We start from the raw sequence: 14,465 nt of genomic DNA, 5'->3' as shown, positions 1-14,465 counted from the left end.
CCGACCTGGGACCGATCCCGGACCGGGAACTCTCCAGACATGCGCAACTGCGTGCTGGTCTGTTGGCACTGAAATACGGTACACGCGACCCTGAGTCCCAAATGGCCGCCCTGAATCAGATCGTGGACGCCTTGATGGAAGCCACAGAGCTTCTGCTGCCGGTGCTGCTCTATCTGTTGACGACATTCCAAAATTTGAATGAAGATCAGGTGCGACAGGTGGTCCGCCGCATCAAACCCGAGGAGGAATACGAAATGATGTCCCAGTTCGCTCAAGAGATCCTGGCCAAAGGTAAACCGGAGTGGGTGGCAATAGGACGCCAGGAAGGACGCCAGGAAGGACGCCAGGAAGGTGAGGCCAAAATCCTGACCCGCCAACTCCAACGCCGTTTCGGCTCCATTCCATCTTGGGCCAGTGAACGGATCGCCAGCGCCGATTCCTCCATGCTGGAGGAGTGGAGCCTGAGATTGTTGGATGCCTGCTCCCTGGAGGAGGTCTTCTCAGACTGACTCAGGTGGAGCCGTTTCCGAAGATGCTCATCGCCAACCAAGTGCCCATCGAAATCTGCTCCCGTCCTCCGACCGGGTAAGACAGAGAATTCGTTCGAAACGGCACTTGATCGCGGCCACCAAGATGGCGATGAAAACGCCTTGGAAAAGCGACGAGAGGGCACTACTGTCCGGTTATTTAATCAAACAAAATCAATTTCTTGGATTGGTTTTCCTGGTCGTTTCCCTTAACAGCCCGTTGATAAAACCGTTTCAGTCTGATGCCGGTTGATGAATTGAAATCACGAGCAGAGCAGCGATTTCACCGCAACCAGCCAGGAGAGGTCAATTCTTCGTGTCGTCAGGGGGTCAGTTTCTCATGTCGCCTGACAGGCCTGGCACGTCATCTGGTCATCCCGGAGATCCCGGCCTATGCCTCCGGCGGGTCCATCGTCGGCCTCGCCACGAGGTCGCAATCCTTTGCCGTGCATCGATCCGCGTCTTTACGAAGGCCGGGAGAGCGCATCCTTCGCGTGGATCTGGGCGATGAAGTGGTCTTGATGTCTTGGGATTGTCTGGAGGATTTCAAGCTGGAACGGGCAGACGGCTTCGCAATGGCCGCAATTCGTGCATAGCTCGCTGAAGCGCTCAAAACCGCTCTGGAGGTGCTCCCGATTCCAGGAACGTGGCCCGTATTGACGGAACAGCACCGGATAATACATCAACGTCGCAATCGGTATCTCGTTCGGGCATGGCTGGCAATATTCGCATCCACAACAGAAGGAACTCCCGATCTCCTGTTTGATGGTCGCGATTTGCGCCATCATCTCCGTCGTGAGTTCGGGTGGGTTTTCCACAAGCATCATGATTTCGTCAATTTCAGCGGTGGTCTCGAATCCGATCAGGGGTGTGGCCCAATGACGCTCCCGGGCCAGGAACGCCATGGCCAACCGCGGGTCGCGCAAAACGCCACCCCCGAACGACTTCATGGCCAGAAAACCGATCCCTCGTGCGCGGATCTCCGCAGCCATGCCGTTATGCAGAATCTCCTGGTGAATGAAATTGAGCGGAAACTGGAGGTTGTCGAACAGTCCGGAGCGGATGGCCAGTTCGAGGATGCGGGGCGAGTGGGTGGAAAGCCCGATGTGACCGATGATGCCCTGTTCCACACGTCGCGACAACGTTTCATAGACCCTTTCCACCAGGTTTCGATAGTCGGATTCGTGATCCACGCTGTGCAACATGTAGATGTCCACATGATCCGTCCGCAGGTTCCGCAAGGAGAGTTCCAGATCCTGCACGATTCCGACATCACGGCGCATGCTCTTCGTACATAGCAGGACCCGGTCCCGCCATGATCCCCGCAGGGCACGACCCACCTTTTCCTCGCCATCGCCATAGCTTCGGGCGGTATCGATCAGATTCATCCCCCTGTTCAGCGCATGTTTCAACACCCGTTCGGACTGGGTGAAATCGAGCTTGGTGGCCAGGTGAAGTCCGCCGAAGGCGACGGACGATACCTGCAGGCCGGTGCGACCAAAGGGATGGGTTTTCATGATGGACCGGTCGTTCAGACGATGGTGTTGCAGGACCCTTGGCAATACTTGCGGGTCCAGTAGGGGTTGTCGGGGGCGGAGAGTTGTTCGATGATCTCCCGGAGTGAGTGGGTGCGAACGTTGCCGACGACGTGATCATCGGGTTGCGCCAGACAGGGCTTGATCCTGCCGTCACTGGTCATGGTGATGAAGGTGCGACCGGCATCGCATCCTTGGCGGGTATTCGGATCGCCCAGGCTCAAGGGGAGTTTGTCCAGGCAGTTCATCACGCGCAGCGTGTAGGGTGTGGGAAGGTTGACGTGCCGCAGGATGAATCGGTCCATCTTGTCGGCCACGGATTGGTCGAACCAGATCTCCTGGGGATTCAGGCTCTCCTCCTTGACCAGAGCCATCAATTGCCACTCATCCACGCCCAGGGAGGCGATGGTCTCGGCGAAGCTGTCCAGGTGGTCCACGGTATGGTTGTGGATGCAGGTGGAGATGCTGACCCTTAGTCCAGCCTGTTTCAGCCAGAGGACGGCTTGTGTGCTTTTTTCGAATCCATCCTTGCTTCTCCTCACCCGGTTATGCACCTCAAGAGGGCCATCGAGACTGACTCCGACCACTTCCATGTTCATGGAGGCGAAAGTTTCCACCAGTTGAGGCGTGATCAAGGTGCCGTTGGTCATCAAGCCCATGGTGAAGCCACGGTCGTGCAGATGGTGGATGAACGGCAAGAAGTCCGGACTGAGCAGGGGTTCTCCATCGCTGAAGAAGACTGTGGAGATGTTCAGCTCCGTCAGTTGATCGACGATGCCGATTTTTTCCTCGAACGTCAGTTCATGCCGACGAGAGGTCTGTTTGCTGTTGACGCAATGCATGCACTTCATGTTGCATGCATGGGTGAGTTCCCATCCAAACAATGAAATCATGATTACTCCTGTTTTCTGGTTCAGCTGTCCATTGGGGGGTGGCATCGCAATGCGTCGAGGTGCGTCATGATGCCGGTGGTGAGCGTTTCGATGACGTACTCTTCTTCCTGATTGGGGGTGATCACCCTGCCGTTGCTGTTTCCGTCGAGTCGGTTCATCAGGATGCTCGAGTCAAAATCCGTGGGGGCCAGCCCCAGGAATGCCGCCAGTCCGTGTATGACGTTGGTGGGTGCGGTCATGAAACGGTCGTAGTTGATGACCAGGAGATTGTCGATCAGGATTGCCTGCTCCAGGAACGAGCGGGCGATTTTTCGCCATTGGGTGACAAATCCGACCACGGAGAAAAAGGGCGACATGCTGGGTAGGCGACGCATCGACAGGTAACTGGCCCGGGGATCCCGGTAGAGGAAGATGATGCGGCACCCAGGAAACAGTTCTTGCAGGAACAGGGCATCGTTGGCGGTGTAGCGGGTCTCCTTGAACCCCCAGAGCGGGCGTCCGCACTCCCGTGCTGCGGGCTCGGCGAACAGATTGAGCAGCAGATTTCGCAGCAGTGCTTGGCGATCCACCGGGGGCATCATCGACGCGCCCCAGATGTCCGCGCCGTGGCGGCGATATTCAAGATAGTGTGCATCGCCCCCATCGTGTTTGGCGGCGATCTCCATGCCCCGCGCCGCCAGTCGGAGATGGCGCACCAGTCCTGGGCGCTTGCTCCCGGAGTGTTCTCCCCAGATCAGAATCTGGGGGTGGGTGTTCAGCAATCTTTGAATGAGGGTGCTTCCGCAGCGTTGGCCGCAGGCGAGGAGAAAGATGGGTGACGTGGGATTCATGACCTTCCTCCCGGCTGGTGCCGAGCGGCGATGTCGAGGAAAAAGGAGGCCAGTGTCGCCACGGGTTCCACGTTCAGGCGGCCCCGTTCGTACCGCCAGGAATAGACATGCTCCCCATTGGTGATGTAATCCCGCCCGTGTTCATCCAACTCCCCACCCCATACCAGCAGCCCCGGCTTGTTGTCGATGCCGTGTTCCTCGTTGTCGTGCCGGGTGAGGGTGCTGAATACCCGGTTGATCGTCTCATTGCTGAACTTGCTGGACAGTGACAGGCTGTGTTTGTCCGGGATCAGCATGGAGTTGAAGTACGGAATGATTCCCTGTGCACGGGCGAAGTTGAGAATGCGTTTGGCTTCGTCCGCGTCATTGGCGATGGTGTGGTCGTCGAGAACGCAGACGAGGCCAAGACGTCGCAGCTCCCCCAATCCCTTTGAGATGCCAAGGGCCAGACCCAGGGGTATGGCGACGGAGCCGGGAAAGGTCATGAAAGGGAAACGTTTCCCCCTGGTGTTGTAGATGCGGATGGAGTTCTGCTGATCCAGGCTGTCCAGTTTGATGCACAGCGAAACGTCCAGGTCGAGGATCCGTTCGATGTCGTGATCGTTGATCAGCAAGCCGTTGCTGTAGACAATGGTCGTGATACCTTCCCGTGTCGCGTTTTCCAGGATGGTGAACAGTTTGTCCTTGTGGAGGAACGGTTCACCCGGACCTTGGATGATGAGGGTTTTGAAATCATGAATCGCCATGGCGTGGATCAGGGGGGAGATGTACTCCGTGTTCGTCGGGGCCAGGGAGTTGTAGAACTCTCCCATGCCGCAGTAGGGACAATGGATGTTGCATTGGTTCCAGATCAGGGCGGTCAACTCCAGGGGGCGTCCGCGCTCCCTTTCCAGTAGGGGGGTATGCATGCCATGGAGCAGTCTGGGTGAGGGATGGTTCATGATCGGGTTCTGCCTCCACCGTGAAAGGTTTGTTGGAAAGCCGTGATGGGGATGCCCAGGCGGGTGCGCATCGTTTCGACGTGCTCGAAATTGCCGATCCGCTCGGCCTCGTGGGCATCGCTCGCCGCGGTCAGGGGAACCCCCCGGCTCAGACAACCATGAAACAGCCGTCCCAGGATCTGCAGCCACGCGTCCGCATCCTCCGACGCGGCGGACAGGATGCGGGGATCCAGGAGGTCGTTGTTCATCTCCATCATCACGCCATGTCGGGCCGCGCCTTCCACCAATTGGTCCACCAGGGGTTCGAGTTCGGCAAAGGGGGGGCCTGCGTAGACGAAAAGATCGAGCGGGTGGGAGAGGGCATCCAGTTGACCGGTGGCCATGGCCGCCACGCTGCGTTTCCCGTAGAGGGCGGCCAGTGTCCCGGCGCCGTACTGTGCAAGGCGCTCCCCGTAGGCCGGTGCGGGCAGGTGGTCCGGGCCGAACTCCGGGTAGAGGGGGATGGTGGGAAAGCCATGCAGCGCGCCGATCACCCAGGACCAAGGCAGTCGTGCGCGTCCCGTCAAACAATGCATGGCCAGTTCGGTCTCGATCGAGAGTTCAGCCCCTCGGATCAGGATCACCTCCGGATCCGGATTCGGATCTGATTCGGTCCGTTCCCGTTGATCCAGACTCAGCAGATGGCTCGGGTGATACACATGATCGGTGAGCGCCACATGGCGCAATCCTCTGTGACGTGCGGTGTCGCGGATGGCCTGGAGGTCGCTGTCGGAGTCCGGCGAAAAGCGACTGTGGGCATGGCTGTCCCAGGTGATGGCGTGGTTCAGCATGCGAGCGTTCCCCAGCAGGTTGGATCCCGATGCTCCAGCCCGCCGTGGTGGGCAAAAGTGACCCCTCGACATCCACCCCGACACGCCTCCCAACTGACACATGCCGCGCACGCCGGATCGCGTTGGGCTTGATGCGTCTCTCCCATGGCGCGAATGGTGCTGGAGCGTCGCCAGACCTCCGCCAGATCCAGTTCTGTCGCCTCCCCGGCCTGGAAGCGCTCATGATTGAGCAGGATGCAGGGGATGAACCGTCCCTCGAAGCTTACGTCCAGACGAAATCGTCCTGCCTCGCACCCGGTATAGATGAAATCGGCGATGGGGTTGTGGTTGAATTTCGCCCGCCACTCCTGGATCAATCCGGGGTGGATGCCGCTGGTGCAGTTGATGCTGATTTCCGGATGGTCAGCCTGTGCCTGGCGCAGGGTGGCACGCAGGGCGTAGAGCTGTTGTTCCTGGGCAGGGCGTGTCTGTCTGGCCTCCTCCTTGCCCCGTCCCACCGGAGCGAGCACCATGAAATGGTAGTCCCGGATGCCCAGGGAGAGCCCCAGATCGATGAAGCGATCAGCCTGGCCGATGGTTTCCTCGGTGAGGGTCGAACTCATGCCCACCTCGAGCCCCTCTGCCCTGGCATTGCGGATTCCGCGCACGGTTTTGACAAAGCGTCCCTGGCCACGCATGCGGTCGTGGGTGGCCTTGTCTGGACCATCCAGGCTGACGCTGATGATGGGCAGGCCGTTGTTCCGCAGGGCCCGGGCCCGTTCTGGGGTCAGCATCAGGCCGTTGGTGTTGGTGAACACCGAGAGTTCCCGCTGGATGGCGCTGCCCACCAGGGCAGGGAATTCCGGATACATGAGCGGTTCGCCGCCGATCAGGACGATGGAGGGGATGTGCAGCGCTCGGGCCTGATCGAACAGACGTTCCATCAGTTTCCGGTCCAGTCGCTTGCCCTCCTTGCCGGCTGAGGCATAGCAGTGGCTGCAGGCCAGATTGCATTGCTTGGTGAGGTTGATGTAGAGCCGCAGCGGGGCCTGCAGTCTGGGTGGAGACTGAGTTTGTTGCCACAGGTCGGTATCGAACGACACCGATTTTCCGGTGTCATCGACACGCACCACCCCCAGGTGATGGCAGGTGTGTAGAAATTGGGCCAGCTCCTCTTTGAGAAGTCCCCGCTCTTGGGCCAGGGTGGCCAGGGCGGCGAAATCCGGGGCCGGGGACAAGGCCGCGAGAATGCGGCAGGCCGACGGGTTGAAGTAGTCGAGGTGGCCAAGGGGGGAGTTATCCGTGGCGTATTGGCGGAAGGCGAGACCACCGAAGAATTCGGTGCGCACTTGGAGATCCGGTGCCATGGAAAAGCGGGTTGCATCCGGCCAGGTGGTGGCCGGTTGAAACTTCTCCAGGGGGAAGGGGCGACCGACGATGGAGTAGGGGAACATGAAACGAGGTGCGGAGAAGATCTCCGGCTGCCGCCAATCAGGATTCATGGTCTGATTCTCCCAGGGGGGCGGGACGGAACCCCGCCTTCAGTACGAGGAAATGGTCATTTTGCCAAAGGGGGCGATGGCCGGCGAAGAGTGGCGGTGGATCTGCTGCCGCCACCACGATGAGTACCCCTTGCCGGTAGGCAGGTAGCGCATCTGGTCGCAGTCCGTGAGACAGAATGTCGCGAAAGAGGCGCCTTTGGTGCAGGAAGCGCGACGCCGTGGGGAAGTTGGCGTCCCACAGGGCGGTACACCCGCCATAACCGGTGATCAGATGTCCCAGATTCCAGTGGGCGATGATCAGGGTTTCGGGGCCATGGCCCAGCTGACGCAGGCGTTGGAGAAGCCTCATGGCGGGGGTGGGGTCCGGGGTTTTCATCCCGAGGGTGAGCATGGCTTGCAGGGCGGTCAAGGCTAGGAGATAAGACAGATCTGGGGCGCTTGCCGCCACGATCCAGATGGTGGGGATGGCCAGATGGGAGAGATAGCGTCGTGCTCGCCAGGACATGGCCAGGGAGGCGATGAAGGTCAGGGAAGCGGGAGAACTTGGAACGACGGGGAGCAGCAGCAGGGCAGGTAGTGCCAGTGGCGTGCCAATGAGCAGATCGCGCAGGGTTGCGGGTTTCTCCTCTGCCGTGGTCACGCGGTCGTGGCGGTCATCCAGGAATACCCCCTGATCGGAGGTGGGGCGGGCCCAACTCCACTCCACGAAGGGCAGGAACTCCCGTTTCGCGTGCTGGTAACGTTGCCGGCAGGGGATCCAGGCGAGGCCGACCGACAGGGCGGGGAGCAGGAGGGATGGATCGCCGAGTTGGATGGCGGTGCACAGGAGCCAGGCCAGCAGCACCGGGAAGTGGAAGGCGCTGGTCCGGGAGAGCAGTCCCATCAACATCAGTATCGCGCCCGGCAGGACCGACCAGGGAGGAGGGGCGGTGGCGGCATGGAGTGCCAGGGGGAGCAGGGCGAGGCTCAACACCTCACCGCGCAATCCGGCGGCGGCCAGTCGTCCCAGCAGTACCGGGGTGGTGACGAGCAGTGGGATGGCTGGCCATCCAACCGCCCAGGCGAGTCCGCTGCTCAAGAGCGCCCAGGCGGTCAGCAACAGCAGGCTGGTGGAGCGGCGCTGTCCGTGGCTTACCCCCAGGGCGTGGAGCAGGCACCATGCCAGTCCCATGATCCGGTGGAGGAGGGGTGGATACGATCGTCCGCTCACGGGGTGGGGGGGCCAACTCCAGGTATCCCATTCAGGCGGCGCCCCATGTTCGGCCCAATGCCGGGCCATGCGCCAATGGTAGAAGTGTGCCGGTTCGTGGGGCGGGGCCAACCCCAGCACGACCCGGGCGGCATGGAGGGGAAGCGGGATCATGGCTTCGCCCCCATGTCGTTTGCCAGGGGGAGCGTGGCAAATCCCAGTTCCCGCGTCAGGGAGAGCATCTCCCGCCAGAGGGTGAAATCCGAGTACTGGGGGTGGAGCAGGAGGGCGCAATGTCCACCCAGGAGTCGGGCAGCCCGGAGTTTATGTCGCAGCCTGGCGAGAAATACCGTTGGGGAGAGTCCTTGCTGGTGAAAAAGGAGGTAGTCGCCACCATCGAGGACCGGGACTTCGCGCAGGCCCGTCCAACGGGACCAGTCGCCGAACAGGGGGTAGTCGAGGGCGCCGATCAGACTGGAGTCCTGACGGTAGCCGAGTGCCTGGAGCCGTTCGGGAAGCGCGTCGTCCGGTTCCAGGCGGGGTGCCCGGAAGCTGGTCGGAGCTGGGAATCGGGCGGTGATGAGATCGTGTCCGCGTCGGAGGTTGTCGGCGTTGGGAGGGGCATGGTCGCTGGTGTGGTTGCCCACCTCGTGGTTGGCGAGGAGGTCGAGCAATCCCTGGCTGGTCAAGGCGCGGAGTCCCTCGGCGGTGACGAACACCGTGGCCCGAATCCCGGTTTCGGCCAGCAGGTCGAGGAAACGGGCGAGGTCACCAAGACTGGTCCCCCCCTCCTCCTCGACATCGAAGGTAAAGGAGATCGTGGCGCGTGGCGTGGCGGCTGGGGCGAGATGGAGACTGTGCAACCAGGCGGCGGTACGTTCCGTGCTCCGCAGATCGTCCATGGTCAGGGGTTGGCACGCCCCCTCGACCCTGCCGGCGGGGTCGTTCCAGATCAGAGCGCGTCCGTGGCCGGGTTCGCCACGCAGTGTCACCTCCGCGCCCCAGCCGCGCAGCAGTTGGTAAACCACGGGCCAGCCTCGTGCCGGATGGCTGCGGGGGACGATCAGTTCAAGGGGCGGCATGGCGTTCCCGTGTCATCCAGCCAGTGGCGAAACCGAGTTGATAAGACCACCCCTTCAGCAGGATCAGGATTCGCAGATGGAAATCATCGGTTTGGCGTGGCTGCTCCTCCCGCGGGGCGGCGGGGAGCCGTGCCATGGCGCAGCCGGCCAAGTGGATCCCCAGGGCCAGGAGTGCTACCGGCTCCAGGCCGAGCGGAGCGGCCATGGCCGCCAGGAGCAGCCATCCCTGCCACCAGACGGAGATCAGGGGGGAGATTCCGAACAGGCCACGACGCACCGAGCCATCCCCGGTGCGCCGGAGGAAACGGGCAAAGGCCCGGCCATACCCGAACTGGTGGTGACATAGGGACCAGAGGGTGGCGGGCAGACGGTGAAAGATCTCCAGACCCGGAAGGTAGCGAATGGTCATGCCCAACCTTCTGGCCCGGTGTACCAGGTCGGAATCCTCCCCAAGGCGCAGTCGTTCGTCGAATCCGCCCAGGCGTTGAAAATCCTCGGTGCGTATCAGAAGGTGACCGCCGGGCAGGTCGATCACCGCGCCCTGGTCATCTCTCCGGGGCTTGTGGTGGACGGCCCGTGCCATGGCCCGTCGCCACTTTCCCGCGCCGTCGGGCAGGGGACGGATGCGTCCACCCATCAGCTCCCCCGGTTGCCAGGGGGCCGCCAGGCAGTGGGTGAGCCAGGATTCGGCGACCACCGCATCGGCGTCCAGAAAGGCCAGTCGTGGCGCGCTGGCCAGAGCGACGCCGCGATTTCTGGCCGCGGCGGGACCGAGGTTGGTCGTCAGCCGCAGGGCATGGACCCCGGCCATTCGTGCACGCCAACGCTCCGCTACTCGTGGGGTGTGATCGAGGGAAGCGTCATCCACGATGACCACTTCCAGGACATCGGGATGGCCGGAGGCTGCATGAGTCAGGGAGAGCATCATGGTGTCGAGGGCGTCGGCATCGTTGAAGCAGGGGATGATCACGCTCAGTTGGCTCATCGACGTGGTTCAGTGTGCGCTGAAGGTGAACACGGGTCCGCGGGGGCTCCGTTCCCCCAGGGTGGTTATGGGAACCTGGTGGAACGCCACGTCCGGATCGCGCCACATGTTGCCGGGCAGACCCGCCTTCAGGCAGAGCTGGGAGATCGCCTCCGGGAGATCCCAGCCGGCCAGGCGCATGGACTCGGGCAGGAAGAAGGCACTGTGTCCGGGGTAGGTGAGGAGCAGGGCATGGTCGGGGGGCAGGGGGCGCGGATCCATGATGGTGATCGGATGCCACGTTCCCAACAGATGGATGCGGATGGTCAATTGATCCAGTTCGTCGGGCCGCGGACGCGGAAAAATGGTTTCATGGGCCACGCAGCCGTGAACTGCCGCCAGCACCGCATTCAGCAGGGGCTCGGTGGGACGGAAGAACCCGTGACTGGCCCGTGGATCGCCCTGGGGCCAACGCCACAGGGTGACGTATACGGCGACATGCCGCCGTGCCGCCTCTGGCAGGGCATCCGGCTCGGGTGCGCGCAGCCGGTCGCCGCGCAGGATCAGTCCGTCCAGCGCCGAACGAGCCGCCATGGTGAGCAGGTGCGGGATCATGCAACCCTCCGTGTCAGTTGAAAAACCAGATACCGGGTGTGACGGGGATCGTCACTCCAGGGCAGGAGCAACCATTGGGCGAGCCGATGACGCAGGTGACCTCCATTCCCCGCGTCGTGAACCCGCACCTCCTGGCAGTGCCGTATCACCAAGCCGGCGCGCTCGATCATGCGCGCCATGCGTGGGTGGTTGAAAACCCAGAGATGGCCCTCGAAGGGGCGTTCGAATTGACTCTTCAACAGCACCCCCCACGCTTCGTCGCTGGTCGGGGGGCCGGATCGGGGCTCCCCTTCGGGCCGCTTCTGGGGGGAGGTGGACCAGGTGGGCACGGAGATCACCGCGATCCCTCGGGGGGAGAGCACGCGAGCGATCTCCCCAAGGGCGCAACCCGGATCGGGCAGGTGCTCGAGCACCTCACTGCACAGCACCCGCGCGAACCGATCGTTGTCGAAGGGGAGTTGCTGGGCGTCGGCCTGGATCAGGATCGAAGTTCCTTCGCCGCGCTCCCGGTGGCGGAGCAGTTTGCCCCGGCTCAGATCCACGCCAACGGCGTCTGCTCCGCGGCGCAGCAATCCGGTCAGGAAGTGACCGGAACCGCATCCCACATCCAACACCCGCATGCCGTTCAACTCCCGGCCCAGCGCATGCCACACCGCCCTGGCCCGCAAGAGGTGCTCGGCACGTTCCGGGGTCCAGGGCCCTTCGTACATGGCCCGCTCACCGTCTCCACAGACCGCCTCCCACTCGTAGTAGCGGCGCAGCAAGTGGCGCAGCGCGAGCTGGTGGTCATGGGATGGCATTGCGCACATAGTACATGTATTTCTTGCCACACAGGCCGGTGGCTTCGTTGCAGGAGGCGTCGAGAGGGCAGGAACGACATTCCTGGTGGGTGCAGTGACGGTCATAAAGATCGCACAAATAGCGACAGCCGCCTGCGCACACGTCGATGCGCGCACAGGTGCGGCAGTCGGGCAGTCGGTCGAAGGAGCGCTCCCGGACCCAACGGAACCCCTCGCCATGCTCCCAGATGTCGCGCAAGCCGCGCTCCTGGAGGTTGCCGCATTCGGTTTCCGGAAACACCAGGGGGTTGCAGGGGGTGATCTGGCCGTTGGGTCGGATGAAACAGTAGGTGCGACCCGGGATGCATCCGGCGTGGGGGTAGAACAGGCCGTCGCTGTTGGACTGGCATCGGGTCGCCTCGCGCATCTCGACGCCGTGCAGGGATTCGACCTGGGTGCGTATCGCCTGCCGGAACTCGGCTTCCGAGAGATAAAGGGCCTTTTTGTTCTCGCGACCGTACCCGGTGGGTACAAAGCGCATGTAGAGGGTCTCCCTGGCCCCGACGCGGGTGACCGCTTCCCGTACCGCGCTCATTTCGTGGACGTTTTCCCGGCTCACGGTCATGGAGGCGATGACGTAAATGCCGTTGTCGCTGAGCAGATTGATGGCGTTCATGGCGCGCCGGTGGAGGTGGTGGCCGTTGCGGATGGCGTCATGGGTTGCCTCGAGGCCGTCGATGCTGATCTCCACGCATTCGATGCCCAGTTCCCGCAGGCGTGACGCATGGTTCGGCTTGAGGAGCACCCCGTTGGTGGTCATGGTGACGCCCAGACCGTTGCCGCGTGCTGCGCTCACCAGTTCCATGAAGTCCTCGCGGAAGAAGGGTTCTCCGCCGCCGAAGTAGATCTCATGGACACCCATTTCGCCGGCCTGCTGGAACAGCGAACGCCATTGGTCGGTACTCATCTCGTCGCGGCGCATGAGGTCGGTATCGTATTTCGGCGAGGTGGCGAAGCAGTGCCGACATTTCAGATTGCACCGGTAGGTCACTGCGGTCACCAGATTGAAGGGGGCTCTCATCGCGTCCATGAGTCGGTTCCTTTTTTCCAAATTCCCTGGAAGGCCAGAATGGCCTCGAGCAGTAACGTGTGAACATCCACTTCGGTGGGCGGTGGGTCTCCGGTGGCCGGGGCGATGCGGAGGTCGTGCAGGGTGGCGTAGATCCTGGGCGGCGTGGAGCGGCCCAGGAGATCGCCCAGCCCGTCCATGACCTGCGTTCGGGAGGAGTGCAGATGTCCGGTGGCTCCGAGGAGCAGGGCCTTGGTGGATTTGAAGAGCATCTCATCGAGAAAGCGCAGCGCCAGGGTCGGGGACATGCGCCGGATGCGGGTGAGGGCCCCGCGCAACTGGCGCAGACCCAGGGAGGCGACCCGTATGCCGTCCTCCCGCAGAACCCCCTCGGGGAATGGGAAGGTGAGTTCGGCGCCGCAGATGCGATCGGCCACGCTGATCTCTTTGAAGAGAAACGGATTGAGTGCGCCAAGTGGCGTGACCAACTCCTGTTGGCGCGCGCTGGTGATATCGATGTTGCGGCACGGGAAGCAGGTTTTCGCCACGGCGCATAGCTCCAGGGTTTGACGGGCCAAGGTAAGAGGATCGTCATGCTCCACCAACAAGAAGAGGTCCAGGTCGCTGTATCCGGCGACGAACCCGCCGTAGGAGGCGCTTCCGAACAGATAGACGGATTGAACCGAGGACTCAAACGGTGCGAGGGCGAGCTGGAATTGCGTCTTGGTCGCAGAGAGTGTCTCCATCAAGCGCCCCCATTCCGAGACTGTGGGCATGGGCTCTGCACCCGCCGCACACCTGTCGCCAGGTGCAGGGTCCGCAGGGGGCGCCGTACTGCTCCCTTTGGCGCAGATGGTTGAGCAATGGCGCATCCAGCCAGATGCGCATCAAGGGGGTTTGGAAGGCGTTGCCTTGAGGGATCGGTATTTTTCGACATGGGTAGACCTCACCATTATGCATGACGGTCACCCCGCGCAGGCCGGCGGTACAGCCCGACAACGGCGGAGAGTGAAGGGGGGAGCGGGCGGACAGTGCGCGGTTGAACAGCGGGTCGTTCATGGTGACGCGCCTCCCCTGGAGATGGGCTCCGGCCATCTCCGTCACCAGCTGTCCCCAGGCTTGGGGCGTCGCCGGTGGGACCCCGGTTCGTGGTCCGGCCACCGGGATGTAGCGGTGCAGCCCCAGCAGGATTTCCCGTCGGCTGGTCCAGTCCAGCATGTCGCCGACCCGGTGGATGTTGCCGCCGTGGACGGTCATGGCCACGCTGCACCGGATCCCGTGGTGGGCGATCCGGTCGATGGTGGTCACCGCCTTGGTGAAGGCGCCCGCGCCACGCAGGTAATCGTGATCCGCCTCGAGGCCATCCAGGGAGATCTGGATCCCTGCAACCCGTAGGGCGTGGAGCCTAAGCAGGGTGACACGATCGAGTCCGTGGCCGGAGGTGAGCAGGTTCCAGGTGATGCCGTGGCGGTCGAGCGTTTCGGCGATGGTCCAGAAACCAGGGTGGAGCAGGGGTTCGCCGCCGGTGAGATTGACTTCGAGTGGACGGAAGTGGGGTGCGAAATCGAGATGGGTCTGTTCGATGAAGCGCACCCATGTCGAGGTCTCCGCATCGGTCGCCCTGGTCTCCGTCTGATAGCAGTGGCGGCAGCGGAGGGGGCACCGGCTGGTCAGATGCGCTTGGAGGAAGAAGAGCGTCATCGTTGCCCATCCGGAAGGGAGTGGCCCGC

General features: G+C 62.4%; 15 protein-coding genes. 1 reads left to right on the top strand and 14 read right to left on the bottom strand.

Going from position 1 to position 14,465, the window contains the following annotated elements; all coding sequences use genetic code 11:
* The coding region (locus tag ACV4UY_RS12170) for a DUF4351 domain-containing protein (RefSeq protein ID WP_491607858.1) at nt 1–509 on the top strand (509 nt) is incomplete at its 5' end.
* Between the two features lie 482 nt (nt 510–991).
* On the opposite strand, the gene ACV4UY_RS12165 is transcribed toward ACV4UY_RS12170, so the two are convergent.
* Genes ACV4UY_RS12165 through ACV4UY_RS12100 form a run of 14 tightly spaced genes read right to left on the bottom strand, consistent with a single transcriptional unit; the run spans nt 992 to nt 14,436 of the window.
* A complete protein-coding gene (locus tag ACV4UY_RS12165; RefSeq protein WP_491607857.1) occupies nt 992–2,044 on the bottom strand; it encodes an aldo/keto reductase in 1,053 nt (350 codons plus the stop codon).
* A gap of 14 nt (nt 2,045–2,058) precedes the next feature.
* Entirely contained in the window at nt 2,059–2,955 is an 897-nt protein-coding gene (locus ACV4UY_RS12160; protein ID WP_491607856.1) for a radical SAM/SPASM domain-containing protein, read from the bottom strand.
* A 20-nt stretch (nt 2,956–2,975) separates the two neighbouring features.
* Nucleotides 2,976–3,785 carry a sulfotransferase family protein gene (locus tag ACV4UY_RS12155; protein ID WP_491607855.1) on the bottom strand — a complete coding sequence of 270 codons (810 nt, stop codon included), beginning with the start codon at nt 3,783–3,785 and terminating at the stop codon, nt 2,976–2,978.
* Nucleotides 3,782–4,726, bottom strand: a complete 945-nt coding sequence (locus ACV4UY_RS12150) for a radical SAM protein (RefSeq protein ID WP_491607854.1) — start codon at nt 4,724–4,726, stop codon at nt 3,782–3,784. The genes ACV4UY_RS12155 and ACV4UY_RS12150 overlap by 4 nt, the downstream gene beginning before the upstream one ends.
* Entirely contained in the window at nt 4,723–5,556 is an 834-nt protein-coding gene (locus ACV4UY_RS12145) for a PHP domain-containing protein (RefSeq protein WP_491607853.1), read from the bottom strand. The genes ACV4UY_RS12150 and ACV4UY_RS12145 overlap by 4 nt, the downstream gene beginning before the upstream one ends.
* Nucleotides 5,550–7,037, bottom strand: coding sequence for a radical SAM protein (locus tag ACV4UY_RS12140; RefSeq protein WP_491607852.1), 1,488 nt, complete (start codon nt 7,035–7,037; stop codon nt 5,550–5,552). Before ACV4UY_RS12140 ends, ACV4UY_RS12145 begins: the two co-directional genes overlap by 7 nt.
* The gene (locus tag ACV4UY_RS12135) at nt 7,027–8,400 is read right to left on the bottom strand and encodes a hypothetical protein (protein WP_491607851.1); all 1,374 of its coding nucleotides are present in this window, start codon (nt 8,398–8,400) and stop codon (nt 7,027–7,029) included. The genes ACV4UY_RS12140 and ACV4UY_RS12135 overlap by 11 nt, the downstream gene beginning before the upstream one ends.
* Nucleotides 8,397–9,308, bottom strand: coding sequence for a polysaccharide deacetylase family protein (locus ACV4UY_RS12130; protein ID WP_491607850.1), 912 nt, complete (start codon nt 9,306–9,308; stop codon nt 8,397–8,399). The genes ACV4UY_RS12135 and ACV4UY_RS12130 overlap by 4 nt, the downstream gene beginning before the upstream one ends.
* Nucleotides 9,295–10,293, bottom strand: a complete 999-nt coding sequence (locus ACV4UY_RS12125) for a glycosyltransferase family 2 protein (protein WP_491607849.1) — start codon at nt 10,291–10,293, stop codon at nt 9,295–9,297. The genes ACV4UY_RS12130 and ACV4UY_RS12125 overlap by 14 nt, the downstream gene beginning before the upstream one ends.
* A gap of 9 nt (nt 10,294–10,302) precedes the next feature.
* Nucleotides 10,303–10,887 (bottom strand): AMMECR1 domain-containing protein, encoded by a 585-nt coding sequence (locus tag ACV4UY_RS12120; protein WP_491607848.1) that lies wholly within the window; start codon nt 10,885–10,887, stop codon nt 10,303–10,305.
* On the bottom strand, nt 10,884–11,687 hold the full coding sequence (locus ACV4UY_RS12115) for a class I SAM-dependent methyltransferase (RefSeq protein ID WP_491607847.1): 804 nt from the start codon (nt 11,685–11,687) through the stop codon (nt 10,884–10,886). Before ACV4UY_RS12115 ends, ACV4UY_RS12120 begins: the two co-directional genes overlap by 4 nt.
* On the bottom strand, nt 11,674–12,756 hold the full coding sequence (locus ACV4UY_RS12110) for a radical SAM protein (RefSeq protein ID WP_491607846.1): 1,083 nt from the start codon (nt 12,754–12,756) through the stop codon (nt 11,674–11,676). The genes ACV4UY_RS12115 and ACV4UY_RS12110 overlap by 14 nt, the downstream gene beginning before the upstream one ends.
* Nucleotides 12,744–13,481 carry a nucleotidyltransferase domain-containing protein gene (locus ACV4UY_RS12105; RefSeq protein WP_491607845.1) on the bottom strand — a complete coding sequence of 246 codons (738 nt, stop codon included), beginning with the start codon at nt 13,479–13,481 and terminating at the stop codon, nt 12,744–12,746. The genes ACV4UY_RS12110 and ACV4UY_RS12105 overlap by 13 nt, the downstream gene beginning before the upstream one ends.
* Nucleotides 13,426–14,436 (bottom strand): radical SAM protein, encoded by a 1,011-nt coding sequence (locus tag ACV4UY_RS12100; protein ID WP_491607844.1) that lies wholly within the window; start codon nt 14,434–14,436, stop codon nt 13,426–13,428. The genes ACV4UY_RS12105 and ACV4UY_RS12100 overlap by 56 nt, the downstream gene beginning before the upstream one ends.
* Nucleotides 14,437–14,465: the final 29 nt, after the last annotated feature.

This window comes from Candidatus Magnetaquiglobus sp., from assembly GCF_058402785.1.
This window is presented reverse-complemented; position numbering and strand designations above follow the sequence as displayed.